Source organism: Streptomyces sp. NPDC090119, assembly GCF_044747085.1.
Taxonomy (GTDB): Bacteria; Actinomycetota; Actinomycetes; order Streptomycetales; family Streptomycetaceae; genus Streptomyces.
This window is the reverse complement of record NZ_JBIVDK010000004.1, coordinates 703,154-721,492: the sequence shown is the minus strand read 5'-3', so window position 1 is coordinate 721,492 and position 18,339 is coordinate 703,154. Positions and strand designations below refer to the sequence as shown.

17 protein-coding genes are annotated in these 18,339 nt (G+C 72.0%); 11 read left to right on the top strand and 6 right to left on the bottom strand.

From position 1 onward, the window contains the following. The first annotated feature begins 114 nt into the window (after positions 1–114). Positions 115–1,347, top strand: a complete 1,233-nt coding sequence (locus ACIPPM_RS20980; protein ID WP_401449898.1) for a serine hydrolase domain-containing protein — start codon at positions 115–117, stop codon at positions 1,345–1,347. Between the two features lie 132 nt (positions 1,348–1,479). On the opposite strand, the gene ACIPPM_RS20975 is transcribed toward ACIPPM_RS20980, so the two are convergent. Further along, complete coding sequence (locus tag ACIPPM_RS20975) at positions 1,480–3,015, bottom strand: helix-turn-helix domain-containing protein (RefSeq protein WP_401449896.1); 1,536 nt, start codon at positions 3,013–3,015, stop codon at positions 1,480–1,482. Between the two features lie 457 nt (positions 3,016–3,472). On the opposite strand from ACIPPM_RS20975, the gene ACIPPM_RS20970 reads away from it, so the two are divergent. The 3 genes from ACIPPM_RS20970 to ACIPPM_RS20960 all read left to right on the top strand — a co-directional run bounded on the left by ACIPPM_RS20970 (position 3,473) and on the right by ACIPPM_RS20960 (position 6,253). Beyond that, complete coding sequence (locus tag ACIPPM_RS20970) at positions 3,473–4,093, top strand: L-threonylcarbamoyladenylate synthase (RefSeq protein ID WP_401449893.1); 621 nt, start codon at positions 3,473–3,475, stop codon at positions 4,091–4,093. 67 nt (positions 4,094–4,160) lie between these two features. Continuing rightward, complete coding sequence (locus ACIPPM_RS20965) at positions 4,161–4,916, top strand: dienelactone hydrolase family protein (RefSeq protein WP_401449891.1); 756 nt, start codon at positions 4,161–4,163, stop codon at positions 4,914–4,916. 140 nt (positions 4,917–5,056) lie between these two features. Beyond that, positions 5,057–6,253 (top strand): glycoside hydrolase family 64 protein, encoded by a 1,197-nt coding sequence (locus ACIPPM_RS20960; protein WP_401449888.1) that lies wholly within the window; start codon positions 5,057–5,059, stop codon positions 6,251–6,253. A gap of 63 nt (positions 6,254–6,316) precedes the next feature. Here ACIPPM_RS20960 and ACIPPM_RS20955 read toward each other — a convergent pair whose 3' ends face one another. Continuing rightward, positions 6,317–8,734: a M4 family metallopeptidase gene (locus tag ACIPPM_RS20955; RefSeq protein WP_401449885.1), complete on the bottom strand. Its 2,418-nt coding sequence runs from the start codon at positions 8,732–8,734 to the stop codon at positions 6,317–6,319. A 352-nt stretch (positions 8,735–9,086) separates the two neighbouring features. Between ACIPPM_RS20955 and ACIPPM_RS20950 the strand changes: the two genes are divergently transcribed. From ACIPPM_RS20950 to ACIPPM_RS20940, 3 genes are all read left to right on the top strand, one after another. Beyond that, complete coding sequence (locus ACIPPM_RS20950) at positions 9,087–9,500, top strand: cupin domain-containing protein (protein WP_401449882.1); 414 nt, start codon at positions 9,087–9,089, stop codon at positions 9,498–9,500. An 89-nt stretch (positions 9,501–9,589) separates the two neighbouring features. Further along, on the top strand, positions 9,590–10,948 hold the full coding sequence (locus tag ACIPPM_RS20945) for a sensor histidine kinase (RefSeq protein ID WP_401449879.1): 1,359 nt from the start codon (positions 9,590–9,592) through the stop codon (positions 10,946–10,948). Continuing rightward, positions 10,945–11,610 (top strand): response regulator, encoded by a 666-nt coding sequence (locus tag ACIPPM_RS20940; protein ID WP_401449876.1) that lies wholly within the window; start codon positions 10,945–10,947, stop codon positions 11,608–11,610. Before ACIPPM_RS20945 ends, ACIPPM_RS20940 begins: the two co-directional genes overlap by 4 nt. Before the next feature lie 21 nt (positions 11,611–11,631). On the opposite strand, the gene ACIPPM_RS20935 is transcribed toward ACIPPM_RS20940, so the two are convergent. The 3 genes from ACIPPM_RS20935 to ACIPPM_RS20925 all read right to left on the bottom strand — a co-directional run bounded on the left by ACIPPM_RS20935 (position 11,632) and on the right by ACIPPM_RS20925 (position 13,536). Beyond that, complete coding sequence (locus ACIPPM_RS20935) at positions 11,632–12,597, bottom strand: TauD/TfdA dioxygenase family protein (protein WP_401449873.1); 966 nt, start codon at positions 12,595–12,597, stop codon at positions 11,632–11,634. Positions 12,598–12,703: 106 nt separating this feature from the next. Continuing rightward, the gene (locus tag ACIPPM_RS20930) at positions 12,704–13,165 is read right to left on the bottom strand and encodes a peroxiredoxin (protein WP_401449871.1); all 462 of its coding nucleotides are present in this window, start codon (positions 13,163–13,165) and stop codon (positions 12,704–12,706) included. Then, entirely contained in the window at positions 13,162–13,536 is a 375-nt protein-coding gene (locus ACIPPM_RS20925; protein ID WP_401449868.1) for a hypothetical protein, read from the bottom strand. Before ACIPPM_RS20925 ends, ACIPPM_RS20930 begins: the two co-directional genes overlap by 4 nt. 180 nt (positions 13,537–13,716) lie before the next feature. Between ACIPPM_RS20925 and ACIPPM_RS20920 the strand changes: the two genes are divergently transcribed. Next, on the top strand, positions 13,717–14,667 hold the full coding sequence (locus ACIPPM_RS20920; protein ID WP_401450151.1) for an ATP-dependent DNA ligase: 951 nt from the start codon (positions 13,717–13,719) through the stop codon (positions 14,665–14,667). Between the two features lie 109 nt (positions 14,668–14,776). Beyond that, on the top strand, positions 14,777–15,553 hold the full coding sequence (locus tag ACIPPM_RS20915; RefSeq protein ID WP_401449866.1) for an NPP1 family protein: 777 nt from the start codon (positions 14,777–14,779) through the stop codon (positions 15,551–15,553). Between the two features lie 28 nt (positions 15,554–15,581). Here the strand turns inward: ACIPPM_RS20915 and ACIPPM_RS20910 are convergent, their stop codons facing one another. Next, a complete protein-coding gene (locus ACIPPM_RS20910) occupies positions 15,582–16,106 on the bottom strand; it encodes a hypothetical protein (protein ID WP_401449864.1) in 525 nt (174 codons plus the stop codon). A gap of 357 nt (positions 16,107–16,463) precedes the next feature. Here ACIPPM_RS20910 and ACIPPM_RS20905 point away from each other — a divergent pair, with 357 nt between their 5' ends. Beyond that, positions 16,464–17,255 (top strand): RNA polymerase sigma factor SigF, encoded by a 792-nt coding sequence (locus ACIPPM_RS20905; protein WP_401449862.1) that lies wholly within the window; start codon positions 16,464–16,466, stop codon positions 17,253–17,255. A gap of 218 nt (positions 17,256–17,473) precedes the next feature. Beyond that, the gene (locus tag ACIPPM_RS20900) at positions 17,474–18,286 is read left to right on the top strand and encodes a VOC family protein (protein WP_401449859.1); all 813 of its coding nucleotides are present in this window, start codon (positions 17,474–17,476) and stop codon (positions 18,284–18,286) included. Positions 18,287–18,339 lie beyond the last annotated feature (53 nt).

Here is an 18,339-nt window from a genome sequence, read left to right as displayed (position 1 = left end):
CCGAACGGCCGACGGGCGGGGCGGAAGAAGCGCTCCTATGCTGAGAGCCCGGGGCGTCAGCCCCGCCGCAGCTCCGGCTCGTCCGTGCTTGCCGTCCGTGCTTGGAGTCAGCCCATGCCCCGTTCCCCAGCACGCCTGCGCCGGAGGCTCGCCACCGCGGCCGCGCTCGGCGCACTCGTCGTCCCGCTCACCGCGGCCCCCTCCCTGGCGGCGCCGCCCACCGCGCCTTCCCCGAGCCCCTCCCCCACGGGCCCCGACGTACAGGCCCTCACGCCCGAGGTGAACCGGCAGATCGACGACGCCGTGCAGCGGGTGATGCGCGAGGCGAACGTCCCCGGTGTCACGGTCGGGATCTGGACCCCGGACAAGGGCAATTACGTCCGCTCCTTCGGTGTCGCCGACAAGAGCAGCGGGCGCCCGATGTCCCCGGACCTGTACATGCGGATCGGCAGCGAGACCAAGACGTTCACCGTCACCGCGCTGCTGCAACTGGTCGACCAGGGCAAGGTGGACCTGGACGACCCGATCGGCCGGTACATCGCCGACGTGCCGAACGGCGACAAGATCACGCTGCGCCAGCTCGCCGACATGCGCAGCGGGCTGTTCAACTACTCCCAGGACCCGGACTTCGTCAAGGCGCTCACCTCGGACCCGCAACGCTCCTTCACCCCGCAGGAGTTGCTGGACTACGCCTTCAAGCACCCGGTGCAGTTCAAGCCGGGCGCGAAGTTCGACTACTGCAACACCAACCTCATCCTGCTCGGTCTGGTCGTGGAACAGCAGAGCGGGCAGGGGCTCGGGGACTACATCCAGCAGCACGTGCTGGACCCGGCCGGGATGAAGCACACGTCGTTCCCCGAGGGCGCCGAGTTCCCCAAACCGCACGCGCAGGGGTACACGAACCAGACGGCGGACGGGAAGGTCGCGGAGACGGCCGGCTGGAACCCGTCCTGGGGCTGGGCGGCCGGGGCGATGGTCTCGGACCTGGAGGACCTGCGGGTGTGGTCCCGCACGGTGGCCACCGGACGGTTCCCGGACGGCCGGACGATGGTCTCCCCCGCCACCCAGCGCCAGCGCCTGCTCACCCCGCCGACCGGCTACCCCGACGCGGGCTACGGCCTGGGCATCTTCGACGTGCACGGCTGGATCGGCCACAACGGCTCGCTGCCGGGGTACGAGTCGCTGACGGTGTATCTGCCGTCGGCGCGGACCTCGCTGGTGGTGCTGCTGAACACGGACATCACCCACGGCGGCCAGGAGCCGAGCACCCTCTTCGGGCAGGCCGTCACGAAGGTCATCTCCCCGGACCACGTCTTCGAACTGCCCGCGCAGAACGCCCAGCACTGAGCCGCAGGCCGGGCGGACGAGAGGGGTACGACCGGTCCCCCGCGCCGGTCGTACCCCCGCATGACTGCCGAACCTAACCTCGGGGCAGGGCGGTGGCCATCGCAGCGGTGCCCGGTTCGCGCCGGTGAGCACTCACCCGTGCACAGGTGCGTCCGCTTGGTCCCCGTTCGCTCCGGCCGCGGGGGCGGCGAGGGTGCCGTCCGCGAGGAGGGCGAGGACCACCTCGTACAGATCGCTGCCGCCCGCGAGAAGCTGCCGTTCCAGTACGGGTTCGGCGGCGCGGACGTGTTCGCGGACCGTCTGGGCGTGCACTCCGCGCCGGCGGGCGGCGCGTTCGGCGTTCGCGTCGGCCGCGATCCAGGCGCCCAGGGTGCCGCGCAGGTCGCGGCCGTCGCCGTCCAGCCTGCCGAGCAGGTCCCCGGCCCAGTCGCGCAGCGCGGCCGAGTCGAGCAGGTCGGTGAAGCGGACCCCGGTGGGCGGGTGGGGGGAGGCTCCGGGGTCGTACGGGCCGTGCGCCGCTTCGGTGAGCAGGGCGAGGCGGACGGCGGTACGGGTGGTGAGGCAGGACAGGTCGGTGTCCAGCAGGGTCTGCAGCCGGTCCATGCGGGCGCGGACGGTGTTGCGGCTGACGCCGAGCACCTTGGCGGCGCTGACCGCGGTGAAGTCCAGGCCCAGCCGGGTGGTGGCCAGCAGTTCGGCGCGGGTGTGGTGGGGCAGCGTGTCCAGCGGGCGCAGGGTCCGGGCGGACCAGGTGCGCAGCGCGGCCGGGTCCAGCAGGCGTTCGGGGTGGGTGCGTTCGGCGTAGACCGCGCTGCGGCCGGGGCTGAACCGGGCGACGGCGAGGGCGCTGATGGCCTGTCCGTAGGCGGTGGCGGTGCGTGCGAGGCGCTGGTGGAGGCTGCCGCCGAGGTAGGTGCCCGGACGGTCGGCGGCGAGGGCGCGCAGCCGGTCACTCGGCGCCGAGTCGGTGCTGACGACGATGACGTGGGCGTCCATGGCGGGGCAGCGCACGACGAGCGCGCGGCCCTCGGTGACGTCGGCGCACTCCTCGGCGAGGGCGTCGCGTCCGGCGGGCGTGCCCTCGAGGACGTGGACGCGGGCGGTGTCCTGTTCGAGCAGGCCGGGCCAGAGTCCGGCGGCGACCCGGCGGGCGGAGACCACGTCCTCCACCATGAGCAGTTGCAGGATGGCCAGCCGCAGGTCGGCGGAGGCCCGCCGCAACCGCCGTGCGGAGCGGGCGAGTTCGCCCTCCCGGAGCAGCAGGCCGAGGACTCCGGCGGTGCGGTGGACGATCTCGGCGGCGCGGCGGTCGAAGGGTTCGGGCCGGGCCACGGTGAGCAGGGCGCCCGCCGCGCGTCCCGGTCCGGGGTGCCGGATGCCGACCAGGTGGACATGGCGTCCGCCGTCCTCCAGGGCGGCGGCGGAGATCCGGCCGGTGGCCACGTCGGCGCGGACGGCGGGGTCGACGGGGAGGTGCTCACCGGCGAGGAGCCGGCCGTCGGCGCGCTCGAGACCGACGGTGGCGTGCACGGTGCGGGCGAGCCAGGTGACGGCCCGGCGCGGGTGCCGGACGGCGGGGCGCAGCTGGTCGAGCAGCTCTTCCGCCCAGGTGGCGGCGGTGTCGTGCGGCGGTGGGGCCTGGGTGCCCTCGCCGGTTCGGGCGGCCACGTGGTGCCTCTCCTCGTCCCGTCTCGGCGTCGGCGTTCGACGGCCGACGTTACCCGACACCCCTTCCGCGCGTCGCCGGGCGGACGCGGACATGGCTCCGCCGGTGGCCTGGGGGGCGTTGGCCACCGGCGGAGACGGCGGGGCCCGGAGCTGGGGGGCGTCTCCCCGATCTTCGCGGGCCCGCGCCTCCCCCAGCCTCCGGCCGGGAGGTGCCCCCTGGCACGGCACCTCGCCGCACGGTCGAATCGCCCAAGTACGTCCAGTACGAGGACGACTCGACCGCACGCCGAGGCACCGCACCAGACGCCGCGGGCTGATCCACGAAGATCGAGGAGACACCCCCTAGGGGGGAGAGTGCTCCGGGTGCCTCGCCGTGCGGGTGCCCCGGTCCGCGCGTGCTACGCCTGGCCGGGTGGGGGTGCGCGAGTGGCGCGAGGGGACGGCTTAAGCTCGGCGGATGGCCAAGTACTTCGACGTGCACCCCGAGAACCCGCAGCCCCGTGCGGTGTCGCAGATCGCGGACGCGGTCCGGTCGGGGTCGCTGATCGCTTATCCCACGGACTCGTGTTACGCGCTGGGCTGCAAGCTGGGCAGCAAGGACGGCATGGAGCGCATCCGCTCCATCCGCCGCCTGGACGACCGGCACCACTTCACGCTGATGTGCCAGAACTTCGCGCAGCTCGGGCAGTTCGTCCGCATCGACAACGACGTCTTCCGCGCGGTGAAGGCGGCGACGCCGGGCAGTTACACCTTCATCCTGCCCGCCACCCGTGAGGTGCCGCGCATGCTGCTGCACCCGAAGAAGAAGACGGTGGGCGTGCGCATCCCCGACCATGTGGTCACCCAGGCGCTGCTGGCCGAGCTGGGCGAGCCGCTGGTCTCCAGCACGCTGCTGCTTCCCGACGAGGAGGAGCCGCTGACCCAGGGCTGGGAGATCAAGGACCGGCTCGACCATGTGGTGGACGCGGTGGTGGACTCCGGCGAGTGCGGTACGGAGCCGACGACGGTGGTGGACTTCTCCAGCGGCGAGGCGGAGATCGTACGGGTGGGCGCGGGCGACCCCGCGCGGTTCGAGTAGACCAGCCCCGGACCGACAACAGCCCGACAACAGCCCGGCAGCAGACCGGCCAGGGAGCGTGCGCATCATGACCGACGTCCAGGGAACGACCGTCACCATCCCGACGGGGGACGGTGTCGCCGACGCCTACCTCGTCCACCCCGCCGACGGGCGGCCGCATCCCGGCGTCCTCTTCTACCAGGACGCCTACGGGCTGCGGCCCTGGCTGAAGGAGATGGCCGGCCGGCTGGCCGCAGAGGGGTACACCGTGCTGGTGCCCAATGTGTTCTACCGGCAGGGGACGGCCCCCGTGGTGGAGCTGCCCGAGTTCATCGACCCGGGGTCCGACCCGACGATCTGGGAGCGGCTCGGCCCCCTGGTGCACTCGCTGACGCCCCGGCAGGCGGAGGTGGACGCGGACGCGTTCCTGAACTGGCTGGCGGACTCCCCGTCGGTCGCGGCCGGACCGGTGGCGGTGACCGGGTACTGCATGGGCGCCCGGCTCGCGCTGCGCGCGGCGGCCACGCATCCGGACCGGGTGGCGGCGGCCGCCGGGTTCCACGGCGGCAACCTGGCCACCGAGGACCCGGACAGCCCGCACCTGGGCGCCGACCGGGTCACGGCCGAGCTGTACTTCGGCCACGCCGACCAGGACTCCTCGATGCCCGAGGAGCAGATGCGCCGCCTGGACGACGCGCTCACGGCCGCCGGAGTGCGCCACACCAGCGAGGTCTACGAGGGCGCGCCGCACGGCTACACCCAGAAGGACACCTCGTCCTACGACCAGGCGGCCGAGGAGCGCCACTGGGAGGCACTCAACTCTCTTTTGCGGCGCACTTTTTGACGCTTGCTCACATCACGGAACGTGTTCTGTTCGGTTCAACTGATTGACACGTCCGTGACACACAAGCACTCTGAGAGCGCTCTCAAAAAGGTCCGGACCAACATCCGTACCGCCCCGAACCCCCACACGGAGGTGGAGAGTTGACTCGAAGAATCGCTCGTTCCGTACTGTCGGCCACGGCCACGGCCGCCTTGGTCGGCTCGGTCCTCACCTTCGGCGCCGCCGGTGAGGCCAGTGCCGCGGTGCCGGACACGATCCCGCTCCAGATCACCAACAACTCGGGCCGCTCCGAGCCGGTGTACATCTACGACCTCGGCACCCAGCTGTCCTCCGGGCGGCAGGGCTGGGCCGACGCGGGCGGCACCTTCCACGCCTGGCCCGCGGGCGGCAACCCGCCGACCCCCGCGCCGGACGCGGCCATCGCCGGGCCCGGTCCGGGCCAGTCGACGACCATCCGGATACCGAAGTTCTCCGGCCGGATCTACTTCTCCTACGGCCGCAAGCTGGACTTCCGGCTGACCACCGGCGGTCTGGTGCAGCCCGCCGTGCAGAACCCGTCGGACCCGAACCGGGACATCCTGTTCAGCTGGTCCGAGTACACGCTGAACGACGCCGGGCTCTGGCTGAACAGCACCCAGGTGGACATGTTCTCGGCGCCCTACGCGGTCGGCGTGAAGCGGGGCAACGGCCAGGTCGCCACCACCGGGCACCTCAAGGCAGGCGGCTACGCGGCCGTCATGAACTCGCTGAAGAGCAAGTCGGGTTGGTCCGGCCTCGTGCAGACCCGCTCGGACGGCACCGTGCTGCGCGCCCTCTCCCCGCTGTACGGCGTGGAGACCGGGGCGCTGCCCGCGAACGTGATGGACGACTACGTCAACCGGGTCTGGTCGAAGTACTCCTCGCAGAACCTGACCGTGACGCCGTTCACCGACCAGCCGAACACCAAGTACTTCGGTCGGGTCTCGGGCAACGTCATGAACTTCACCAACTCCTCCGGCGCGGTCGTCACCAGCTTCCAGAAGCCGGACGCCTCCAGCATCTTCGGCTGCCACAAGCTGCTGGACGCGCCCAACGACCTGGTGCGCGGCCCCATCTCCCGTACTCTGTGCGCCGGTTACAACCGCTCCACGCTGCTGAGCAACCCCAACCAGCCGGACTCCTCGGACGCCGGTTTCTACCAGGACGGGGTCACCAACCAGTACGCGAAGGCCATCCACGCGCAGATGGCCGACGGCAAGGCGTACGCCTTCGCCTTCGACGACGTCGGCAACCACGAGTCGCTGGTCAACGACGGCAACCCGCAGCAGGCGTATCTCACGCTGGACCCGTTCAACTGACGGGCGACGCGAAGGGCCCCGCACACCTGTGTGCGGGGCCCTTGTCGTGCGGGGAGGTGCGGATCAGCCGGTCGTCAGGGCGGTGTCGTCGACGACGAAGCTGGTCTGGAGCGAGGAGTCCTCGACCCCGGTGAACTTCAGGCTGACCGTCGAGCCCGCCAGCGAGGACAGGTCGATGGTCTTCTGGACGTACCCCGTGGCCTTGTTGAGGTTGGAGTAGGTCGCGAGGGTGGTCGAACCGGCGGTGAGCGTCAGCTTGTCGTACTGGGTGCTGGTGGTGGTCTCCGCCGAGTCCACGTGCAGGTAGAAGGTGAGGGTCGCCTTGCAGCCCGCCGGGATCGCGACCGACTGGGCCAGGGTGTCGGTGTGCGTGGCGCCGTAGCCGTTCAGCCATGCCTTGTACGAGCCGCCGTGGCTGGCCTGGCCGCTGTCGGTGGTGATGACGCCGCTGCTCGCGGTCCAGCCGGTGTTGCCGGACTCGAAGCCGGGGTTGGCGAGCAGCTGGGTTGCCGAGCAGCCGCCGCCGGTGGCGCTGACCGTCCAGGTGAAGGCGGCCGTGCCGGTCTTGCCCGCGGAGTCGGTGACGGTGACCGTGGTGCTGGAGGAGCCCGCACCGGTCGGGGTGCCGGATATCAGGCCCGTGGAGGCGTTGATCGAGAGCCCGGCCGGGAGCCCGGTGGCGCTGTAGCTCAGCGCGCCGCTGTTGGTGCTGCTGGCCTGGATCTGGAGGCTGACCGCCTTGCCCACCGTGGCGTTCTGGTTGCCCGGGTTGGTGACGGTCACCCCGCTGGCCGGCGGGTTGATGTGGCTGCCGACGTTGATCCCGGCGAAGGCGTTGCCGACACCCGCGTACTCGGCGGAGTTGGCGCCGTAGAGCGCGGTGGCCGCGTTCAGGGCGGCGGTGCGGGCGGCGGCGTAGTTGGTGCTGGACGTCATATACGTCGTCAGCGCCTTGTACCAGATCTGGAGGGCCTTGTCCCGGCCGATGCCGGTGACCGCGACGCCGTCCGAGGTCGGGCTGTTGTAGGTGACGCCGTTGATGACCTTGGTGCCGCTGCCCTCGGAGAGCAGGTAGAACATGTGGTTCGCCGGGCCCGAGGAGTAGTGCACGTCCAGGCCGCCGAGGCTGGAGGACCAACTGTCCTTCGAGGCACCGTCCTTGCTCGGCTTGTCCATGTAACGCAGCGGCGTGCCGTTGCCATTGATGTCGATCTTCTCACCGATGAGGTAGTCACCGGGGTCGGTGGTGTTGTTCGCGTAGAACTCCACACCGGTGCCGAAGATGTCGGAGGTCGCCTCGTTCAACCCGCCGGATTCCCCGGTGTAGTTGAGTCCGGCGGTGTTGGAGGTGACGCCGTGGCTCATCTCGTGCCCGGCGACGTCCAGCGAGGTCAGCGGGTCGTTGTTGCCCGTGCCGTCGCCGTAGGTCATGCAGAAGCAGGAGTCGTCCCAGAACGCGTTCACGTACGCGTTGCCGTAGTGCGCGCGGGAGTAGGCGCCGACGCCGTCGTTCTTGATGCCGCTGCGGCCGAAGGTGTTCTTGTAGAAGTCCCAGGTCTCCTGGGCGCCGTAGGCGGCGTCCGCGCCCGCCGTGGCGGCGTTGGACGTGGTGCCGTTGCCCCAGGTGTCGTTGGTCTGGGAGAACAGCGTGCCGGTGCCGGAGGTGCCGCGGTTCAGGTTGTACGTCTTGTGGCCGCCGCGCGTGCTGTCGGTGAGGGTGTAGTTGGAGCCCGACTGCGCGGTGGTCAGCGTGACCTGGCCGCTGTACTGGGTGTTGCCGACGCCGGTCTGCACCGCCTGGTACCGGTACAGCTCCTTGCCGGTGTTCGCGTCGGTGATGACGTGCAGCTTGCTCGGCGTGCCGTCGTCCTGGAAACCGCCGATGACGGATTCCCAGGCGAGGGTCGGCGTGCCGGAACCGGCCCAGATCACCTTGCGCGCGCTGTCGGCGGCGGGCTTCTCCGCCTTCAGGGCCTTGGCGGCCTTGAGCGCCGTGGACTGCGCGGCGGACTTGGTGACGGCCGGGGTGGTGGAGGCGACCTTGATGGTGCGCTTGGTGGCGAAGGTGGTGCTGACCGTGCCCTTGGCCAGGGAGGCGGGCGGGGTGTGCACCACGAGGTCGCCGCCGAGGACCGGCAGGCCCGCGTAGGTGCGCTCGTAACGGGTGTGCAGGGTGCCGTCGTTGTCCTTGACGACGTCCCGGACGACCAGCTTCTCCTGGGCGCCGAGGCCGAGGGAGCGGGCGGTGTCGTCGGTGCGCTGCTTGGCGGTCTTGAGCAGGGCGCCGCGCTGGGCGGGGCTGAGCTTGGCCTCCAGGCCGCCGGTGCGCAGCGAGGCGTGGGGGGCCGCGGGCCGGGCCGCCGCGGGGGTCGCCTGGACGGCCACGGCGAGGAGGGCCGCCGTGGAGAGCAGGGCGGCTCCGACCGTGGCTCCCTTGCGGGAAACCCGGCCGGAAAGGGGTCTGTGGGGAAGGCGTCTCACTCGTACTCCTCCTGTGAAGGGAGTGGGGAGGATGCGCGTACGGGGCGAGAATGGCACCTTGACTAGGTCATGTCACCAAGCGCCGGGGCAAGCGAGGGTTTTCCCTAGGGGGCCGGGCTGTTCCGGGAGAGGAAAAGGGATCTCAAACCTCGCTGTGTAAAACCTTTTTGACAGCTGGACAAAGAAATTCCCATGGCGTCCGCATTCCGGATCGGCGGTTTTCCTCGAACCCGTTCGGCCGCCGGAGTTCCGCACGCGCCGCCGGTCCGTGTGACCCTCGGAACTGGACGCCTGCCGGGCGCCGGGCGCCTCGGGCGTCCCTGGAACCGCACATCTCCGGAAGTGGATGACCATGGAGTTCACGCAGCCCGTCCCCACCGCCAAGGGTCCCGCCGAGTGGTTCACCGGGGACGTGTGGTTCGACGTGATCTGCGCGGGCGAGGAGCCCTCCCGTATGCGGGCCAACCTGGTGCGGTTCGCGCCCGGCGCACGTACCCACTGGCACTCCCACGTCCTCGGCCAGACCCTGCGCGTCGTCTCCGGCACCGCGCTGGTCGGCACCCGCGACGGTGTGGTCCTCGCGGCCCGGCCGGGCGAGACGATCACCTGCCCGCCGGGCGAGGAGCACTGGCACGGTGCCGCGCCGGACACCTTCATGGAGCACCTCGCGCTGTGGGAGGGCGCCGGGAACGGCACCCCCGAGACCGTCTGGCGCGAGGCCGTCACCGAGGAGCAGTACGGGCGCCCGCGCAGCTCGAACGACTGACGCGCCGGACGTCCTCCCTGAGACGGACCCCCGAGAACCCCCCTGTGAGGGGACGACCGCACCCCCGCCCTCCGCCTACCGTCTCTTCCGTGACCGAAACGACGCACACCCAGCCGATACCGCCGGGCGGCACCGCGCGGCCGCGCAGCCCCGAGGTCCGGTTCGCCGCGGACGCCCTGCGCGGGCTGCGGCGGGACCTGTTCCACGACGCCTTCGCCTACCGCCCGCTGCCGCCCACGGAACCGGGCGGCCGCTTCACCCGCCGCGGTTCCGAGCGGATGAGGGAGTACGGGGCCTGGGCGCCGCACGCGGTGGTCGTCGCGCTCGCGGGGCTGTCGGTGTTCGTCGCCCTGGTGACCACGTACACCGGCGGCCTGTTCGGCCTGGTGTGCGGGCTGCTGGCCGGGGCGCCGGTGCTGCTGACCCTGGTCCGTCCGGCGGGGGCGTTCTGGGTCTCCCTGGCCGCGAACACGGTCGCCCTCGTCCTGGTCGGCGGTGTCTCCGGCGAGTCCCCGTTCCCGCCGGGCGGCTTCGTCGGGCACCTGGCCGTCCTGACGGTCGTCGCGGTGCGCACCCGCCCCCGCACGGCCGCCTGGATGTGGCTGGTGACCGCGGCCTACGGGGTCCTCGCCGACGGCCTGTTCGGCCGGAGCGACTTCGGCTACGGCTCCGACCTGGGGCCGCTGCTGTTCTGCGCCGGCGTGGCCCTGCTGACCGTCTCGGTCCGGCAGACCCTGCGACAGGCCCGGCGGGAGGTGAGCGTCCACCAGACGGTCACCGCGCACGAGCGTTCCCGGCGCACCCTGCTGGAGGAGCGCACCACCATCGCCCGCGAGCTGCACGACGTGGTCGCCCACCACATGTCGGTGGTCGCCATCCAGGCGGAGGCCGCGCCGTACCGGGTGGAGAACCCGCCGCCGGAACTGGAGCAGGCGTTCGCCACCATCCGGGAGAACGCGGTCGCCGCCCTGACCGAGCTGCGCCGGGTCCTGGGTGTGGTCCGCGCCCAGGACTACGCGGCGCCGGACGCCCCGCAGCCCACCCTCGCGGAGCTGGACGGCCTGCTCGCCAACGTGCGGGACGCGGGCCTCGACGTGACCAAGCTGGTGACGGGCGCGGTGCGCGAACTCCCGCAGGGCGTGGAGCTGTCGGCGTACCGGATCGTGCAGGAGGCGCTGAGCAACACGCTGCGGCACGCGCCCGGGGCCGACGCCAAGGTCGAGATCGGGTACGTACTCGGCGGACTGGGCCTGCGCGTGGTCAACGGGGCACCGCCCGCGCCGAGCCTCATCAAGCCCTCCCCCGGCGCCGGGCACGGCATCACGGGCATGCGGGAACGGGTCACCATGCTGAACGGCGAGATGACCGCGGGCCCGACGGCCGAGGGCGGCTACGAGGTGACGGTGTTCCTGCCGGTCCCGGCCGCCCCGAACGAGGGTGCGGCATGACGATCCGCGTGGTGATCGCCGACGACCAGATGATGGTCCGCGAGGGCTTCTCGGTCCTGCTGAACGCGATGCCGGACATCGAGGTGGTCGGTGAGGCGGTCGACGGCCGGGAGGCGGTCGGGCGGGTGCGTGAACTGGCCCCGGACGTCGTGCTGATGGACATCCGGATGCCGGAGATGAACGGCATCGAGGCGACGCGGGAGATCATCGCGGCGGACGCGGCGGCGAAGGTGCTGGTGCTGACCACCTTCGACCTGGACGAGTACGTGTACCAGGCGCTGCGGGCGGGCGCTTCCGGCTTCCTCCTGAAGGATGCCTCCGCACGCCAACTCGCCGACGGGGTGCGGGTGGTGGCCTCGGGAGAGGCACTGCTCGCGCCGACGGTCACCAAGCGGCTGATCCACGAGTTCTCCCGGCTGGCCGAGGCCCCCCGCCTGATGCCCGCCGCGCACGCGGCCTACGGCGAGCTGACCGAGCGGGAGACGGAGGTGCTGGTGCTGATCGCGCAGGGCCTGTCGAACGCGGAGATCGCCGAGCGGCTGGTGGTGGCCGACTCCACCGTGAAGACCCATGTCAGCCGCATCCTGGTGAAGCTGGGGCTGAGGGACCGCACGCAGGCGGCGGTGTTCGCGTACGAGGCCAGGCTGGTCACGCCGGGCTGAACCGGCGTGACCCGGCGGGGCTCACCAGCGTCCGGGCTCCGTGCCCACCAGCGGCTTGGAGGCGATGCCGTCCACGCCCACGGGCACATCGCCGTGGAGCATCACCCGGTGCATGATCCGGGGGTGGTCGACGTGGGCGGTGTCGTTCGGGGCGAGATGCACGGTGGCCCGGTTGTCCCAGAAGGCGACACTGCCGGGCTCCCAGCGGAAGCGGACGGTGTACTCCGGCCGCACCACCTGCTCCAGCAGCATCTCCAGCAGGGCCGCGCTCTCCGGGCGGGAGACCCCGGAGATCTGCTCCAGGTAGTAGCCGTTGACGAACAGCACCCGCTCCCCCGTCTCCGGATGCACCCGCACCAGGGGATGCTCGGAGGCCACCTGGTGGTCCAGCAGATGCCGCAGGTACGCGTCGTCGCCGGGCCGGGACTGGTAGCCGACCCCGAGCCGGTGCTCGGCGCGCAGCCCGTCGACGAACGCCCGCACCGGCGCGGAGAGCCCGGCGTAGGCGGCGGCCAGGTTGGCCCAGGTGGTGTCGCCGCCGTACGGGGGTACGGTCTCGGCGCGCAGGATGGTCGCGGCGGGCGGGTCGATCCGGGCACCGTGGTCGCAGTGCCAGCCGCGCAGCAGGGTGTGCCGTCGGCGGCGCAGCCACTCCTCGTGCTCCATGCCGAACCGGCCGCCCAGCTCCAGCCGGTCGGCGGTGGTCTCCACCTCCGGGAACCCCTCCGGCGAGGCGCTCCCCCGCTTGCGCAGCACGACCGGCTCGCCGAAGCGGCGGGCGAAGGCGACATGCCCGGCGTGGTCGAGCCGCTGACCGCGGAAGAACACCACCTTCCAGCGCAGCATCGTCTCCCTGATCAGCGCCACCAGGGAGTCGTCTAGCGGTGCGGCGAGGTCGACGCCGGTGATCTCGGCGCCGATGTGCCCGGCGACCGGTCTCACCGTCACGCCCGCGACCGGCTCCGCCGAGGTGCTGTCCGTGGTCATGTTCGCGCTCCCGAGGGTCGTCGTACGTGCCTCATCGTGATCGTGCCAGCCGGTCGGCGCGGTTGGCGAGCGCCGACCGCCGACATCTGCCATGCAAAGGCAGCACTCAGCTCTTCGCCGCCCGCAGCGCCTCCAACGCCCGGTCGGCATGGGTGTTCATCCGCAGTTCGCTGCGGACGACCTCCAGCACGGTGCGGTCCTGCCCGATGACGAAGGTGACCCGCTTGGTGGGCGCGAGGCTGAAGCCGCGCTTGACGCCGAAGCGTTCACGGATCGTGCCGTCGGTGTCGGAGAGCAGGGGCATGCCGAGGGTGTGCCGCCCGGCGAACTCCTGCTGCTTCTCGACGGTGTCACCGCTGATGCCCACGGGCCGGGCCCCGGCGGCGGCGAACTCGCCCGCCAGGTCGCGGAAGTGGCATGCCTCGGCGGTGCAGCCGGAGGTGAGGGCGGCCGGGTAGAAGAACAGCACCACCGGGCCGTCGGCCAGCAGCTCCGTCAGCCGGCGTTCGGTGCCGGTCTCGTCCGGCAGCGTGAAGTCCTCGACCTTGTCGCCGACTTGGAGGCTCATGACTGTCCCTTCGGGTTACGGGCGACGCCGCGGGCCCACAGCACCAGCGGTACCTGGAGGGGCAGCCGGGCGAGGGCGGCGGTGCGCTGCGGGGCGGGGCGGTGCCGCCAGTCGACGGCCATCTTCACATTGGCGGGGAAGACCCCGACGAAGAAGGCGGCGGCGGCCTTCGCGGCCAGCGGGCGGGTGGCGGGCGCGGCGACCCCGGCGGCGAGGGCGAGTTCCGCGACACCGCTGGCGTAGGTCCAGGTGCGGGGCGAGCCGGGCAGGGTGCGGGGGACGAGCCCGTCGAACACCTTCGGGGCGGCGAAGTGGGCGATCCCGGCCGAGGCCAGCAGACCGGCGAGCAGCAGGGGCGAGCGTGGGGGCACGGTGTCTCCTTCGATGGCCTGCCGCCGGATATTACTTGACGGTAGGGGCTGGTCGGCGGCTCGGGTACGACCGAGTCCCGGCACCGTTCAGGGGAACCGGTGGCGTGGCGCGCGTGACCGTGTGCGGCGCGGTCGACATGTTCTGCCGTGACCGTCACCCCGCTGCCGTTCGTCCGCCCCATGCTCGCCACCCCCGGCGTCCTGCCGCCGCCCGCCCAGGACGCGCGCTGGGCGTACGAGACCAAGCAGGACGGGCAGCGGGTGATGGTGTACCTGCCCGGTGACGGCACTCTGCTGCTACGCGCCCGCTCCGGGGAGGACATCACGGCCGCCTACCCCGAACTCGGCCCGCTGGCCCGTGCCTTGGGTGACACGCCCGCGATCCTGGACGGCGAGGTGCTGGCGCTGGACGCGGCGGGCCGGGCCGACTTCCAGGCGCTGCAGAACCGGATGGGCCTCGCGCACACCCCGGCGCTCGCGGCACACCGGGCCGCCCGGGCGCCGGTCCACCTGGTGCTGTTCGACGTGCCGTACCTCGCCGGACCTCAGCTGGCGACCCCGTACGCGCGGCGGCGGGAGCTGCTGGCGGGGCTCGGTCTGGACGGTCCGCGCTGGTCGGTGCCGGGCGCGGTGGTCGGGCACGGCGCCGAGGCGCTGCGGGTCACGCGGGAGCACGGTCTCGAGGGGGTGGTGTGCAAGCGGCTGGACTCGGTGTACGAGCCGGGCACCCGCTCCCGGAACTGGATCAAGATCCGGAACACCCGGAGCGCGGATGTCATCGTCGGCGGCTGGCTGCCCGGCAAGGGCCGCCTGTCCGGGCTGCCGGGCGCGGTGCTGGTCGGCCGGCGCGCCGGAGGGCGGCTGGTGTACGCGGGCCGGGTGGGCACGGGCTGGAGCGAGGGCGAGCGCGCGGAGCTGGCCGCGCTGCTGGCGGCGGCCGCGAGCGAGCGGTGCCCGTTCGACCCGGTGCCCCGGATTCCGGGGGCGCGCTGGGTGCTGCCCCGGCTGGTCGGCGAGGTCGGTTTCAGCACCCGGACGCGGGCGGGGCTGCTGCGCCAGCCGAGCTGGCTGCGGCTGCGCCCGGACCTGACCCCGGAGGAGTCGGCGGCGGACCTTCCCGAGGAGCCGTGAGGGCTCGGCTGACAGGATTTCATCTGTGGGACAGGTGGGACGGCTTGGCAGCGAGCCATCCGGCCGGGATGCTGAACTGCCCTGTCCCTCAACCCAGTTGGAGACTGCAGTGGGTTCGTCCACGTCCCGCCGACGGCGCGGCAGATGGCTCGCCACCCTCACCGGTGCCGCCACGCTCGTGATCGCCTTCCCGGCCGCGGCCTTCGCCGCTCCCCCGCTCGCCCTCCCGGTCAACGCCACGGCCGAGGAGCTGAAGTACCAGCCCGCGTTCGACTACGACACGGACGGCTGCTACTCGACGCCCGCGATCGGCCCCGACGGCACGGTCAACCCCGGCCTGAACCCGACCGGCGCGCTCAACGGCAACTGCCGTGACGCCTCGGACCTGGACAACACCAACGGCTACTCGCGCGCCAAGTGCAACAACGGCTGGTGCGGCTATCTGTACGGGCTGTACTTCGAGAAGGACCAGGCGTTGCCCGGCAGCAGCCTGGGCGGGCACCGCAACGACTGGGAGCACGTGGTGGTGTGGGTGCAGGACGGGCAGACGCGCTATGTGTCGACGTCCAACCACGGCTCCTTCACCGTGCACCCGGTCTCCGAGGTCCGCTTCGAGGGCACGCACGCCAAGGTCGTCTACCACAAGGACGGCATCGGCACGCACTGCTTCCGGCTGGCCAACGGCAATGACGAGCCGCCGGAGAACCACAAGCACACCTGGCAGTACCCGGCGCTGGTCGGCTGGGACGGCTACCCGCCCGGGCTGCGCGACAAGTTGAGCGGCTATGACTTCGGCAGCGCCAACTTCGGTCTGAAGGACGCCAGTTTCGCCTCGCACCTGGCGTCGGCGAAGCCGTCCGGCATCCCCTTCGACCCGAACGCCTGACCCCGGGGGCCGGTCCCGGCGGCGCCCGTCAGGCGGCGCCGGGCTCGGTCCGCTCCTCCAGGAACGCGGCCAGCTGGTGAGCCAGGCTGTCCGGCCCGGTGGCCGCCGCGGTGGCCACCTGCGCCGTCTCGGTGAGGCCGATGCCACCGGCCCACAGCCTGCGGTCGGTCCACTCCTCGTCGACCCGCAGATGGACCTGGACGTCGACATGGGTGAGCGCGGCCTCGGCGGCGGCCGCGTGCACGACGGCGGTGGCGCGGCGCAGCGGATGCACGTCGAAGCCCTCGATGAACTGGGAATTGCGCCAGTCGATGAAGGCGCCCTCGCCGTCCGGGCCGACCCGGATGTCGATCTGGCCGTCCTCCAGCTGGACACTGGCCAGGCGGGTGCCGCGGTTCTCGATCGTCACCCGGACGCTGAAGTACGTCAGCCCGGCCGCGGCGTCGTCGCGCCCCCGGGGCGGTTCGGCCGTCTCCAGACGGTGGACGCGGACCCGCAGACCGGCGTGTTCGCCGTACTCCTGCCAGTCGCCGACCACGTTCGGCTCGTACACAGTGCCCCTCTCGACCATCCGCGAGCTGCTGTCTATCCGTGCGCTCTGCACACTGTCAAATGAGCGGAATGCCACATGGCCAGGCGGTTCGCCCGCTTCGCTCGGTGATCAAGCCGTGCCCAGGAGAAACCGTCCGGGCGGGTGCGCGGGCGCCGCTCGCGCGCGTGCCGCACATCACTCCGGGCGACCGCCTCTCACGGCCCGCGTCCATGGAGCCACCGAGCCCAAAACCGGGTCAAGACCGACACGGGTTTCGTCCCTTATTGGCATGTTTGTTTGTTTTTGCCGCACACTGGGGATGAGGGACTGCAGTGCCGAATGTGCCTGTCGCCCCAGCCCGCGAGAGAAGTGCACGCGATGTCTGTAACTGGCAGCACGAAAACCCACCCTCACGACGACGCCCCCGACACGGCCCATGCCTTCGAGCGCCTCGCCGGGCTGCCCGAGGGCCCCGAGCGCACGGCGCTGCGGGACGAGCTGGTGCGGCTGTGGCTGCCCATGGCCGAGCGCATCGCCGTCCGGTTCCGCGGCCGCGGCGAGTCCCTGGAGGATCTGTACCAGGTGGCGGCCCTGGGCCTGGTGAAGGCCGTGGACCACTACGACCCCGAGCGCGGCCGGGCCTTCGAGGCGTACGCGGTGCCGACGATCACCGGCGAGATCAAACGCCACTTCCGGGACCACATGTGGACCCTGCACGTACCGCGCCGGGTGCAGGACCTGCGCAACCGGGTCCGCGGCGCGGGCAAGGAGCTGGCGCAGACCATTCCGGGCCGTCCGCCCACCGTCGCCGAGCTGGCGGCGCACACCCGGCTCACCGAGGCCGAGGTGCGTACCGGCATGGAGGCCCTGGAGTGCTTCTCCGCGCTGTCCCTGGACGCCGACGTGGCGGGCACCGACGGGTACGCGCTGGGTGACTCGCTGGGCGAGCCGGACCCCGGCTTCGATCTCGTGGTGGACCGGGCTGCCGTGAAGCCCTGCCTCGCGGCGCTGCCCGAGCGCGAGCGCACCATCCTCTACCTGCGGTTCTTCCGCGGTATGACGCAGAGCGGGATCGCGGAACAGCTCGGCATATCGCAGATGCACGTCTCCCGGCTGCTGAGCGGCTGCTTCGACCGGCTGCGCGAGGAACTGCGCACCGAGACCGGCTGAGCCGCCGCCGTCCCGCCGCGTGTTCGCTCCTTCCATGTTCACTCTTTCGGGCGAGTACCGCCCGCCTTCGTGACGGCGCGGACGCGCTGGGTGGCGGCGCGATGTCCCCGCACATCAGGGCCCCCCTCGGGGGTAGTCGACAGGCAGCCGACCCCGTTCCGGCCGGACACTGGTCGAGACCGGTGGCCGCCGGGCCCCGAGAGCAGGACGCGACCGTCATGAATCACGACACATCCGTCAGCGGTGGATCGAGGAAGAAGAGGAAAGCCGTCTCGACGCACTCCGTCTTCGGCGCCCCCTGCTGGGTGAGCCTGACCAGCCGCGACCTCGACGCCACCGAGGAGTTCTACAGCGCCGTGCTGGGCTGGCGCTGGCGCGACGCCAGGCTGGGCGACCACTTCCGGATCGCGCTGGCCGACGGGGTGCCGATCGCGGGGATCGCCGCGGTGGCGGGCATGTGGCAGACGGCGGTGGCCTGGACGCCGTACTTCGCCGTCCCCGACGCCGACATCGCGGTGGCGCGGGTGCGGGAGCGGGGCGGTACGGCGGCCGTGGGGCCGTTGTCCTTCCCGCCGGGCCGGGGTGCGCTGCTCGCCGACCGGGACGGGGCGACCTTCGGCGTCTGGCAGGGCGAGCTGTTCTCCGACTGGGAGTCCTGGCAGCGCACCGCCCCCGCCTTCATCCGCCTGCACACCCGCAACGCCTTCGACGCCGCGATCTTCTACGGGGAGGTGCTGGACTGGGCCACCGGGAAACCGGGCTGCTGCGAGGTCCAGTACGAGGGCGGCGAGGTGGTGCTGCGCAGCCAGGGCACGGTGGTGGCGCGGATCGACTCCGGCGCGGTGGAGGCGGCGCCCGACCCGTCGGTGCGGCCGCACTGGCAGATCCATTTCTCGGTCGACGACGTGGCGCGCTGCGCCCGCAGCGCCGAGAAGCACGGCGGCAGCGTGCTGAGCGAGACCGACCGCGAGGCGGTCCTGCGGGACCAGGACGGGGCCCAGTTCACGGTGACCGTGCGCGACCCGCGCTGACACGAGCAGAGGGCGCCCACCGGGATTCCGGTGGGCGCCCTCTCGTGTTCCGC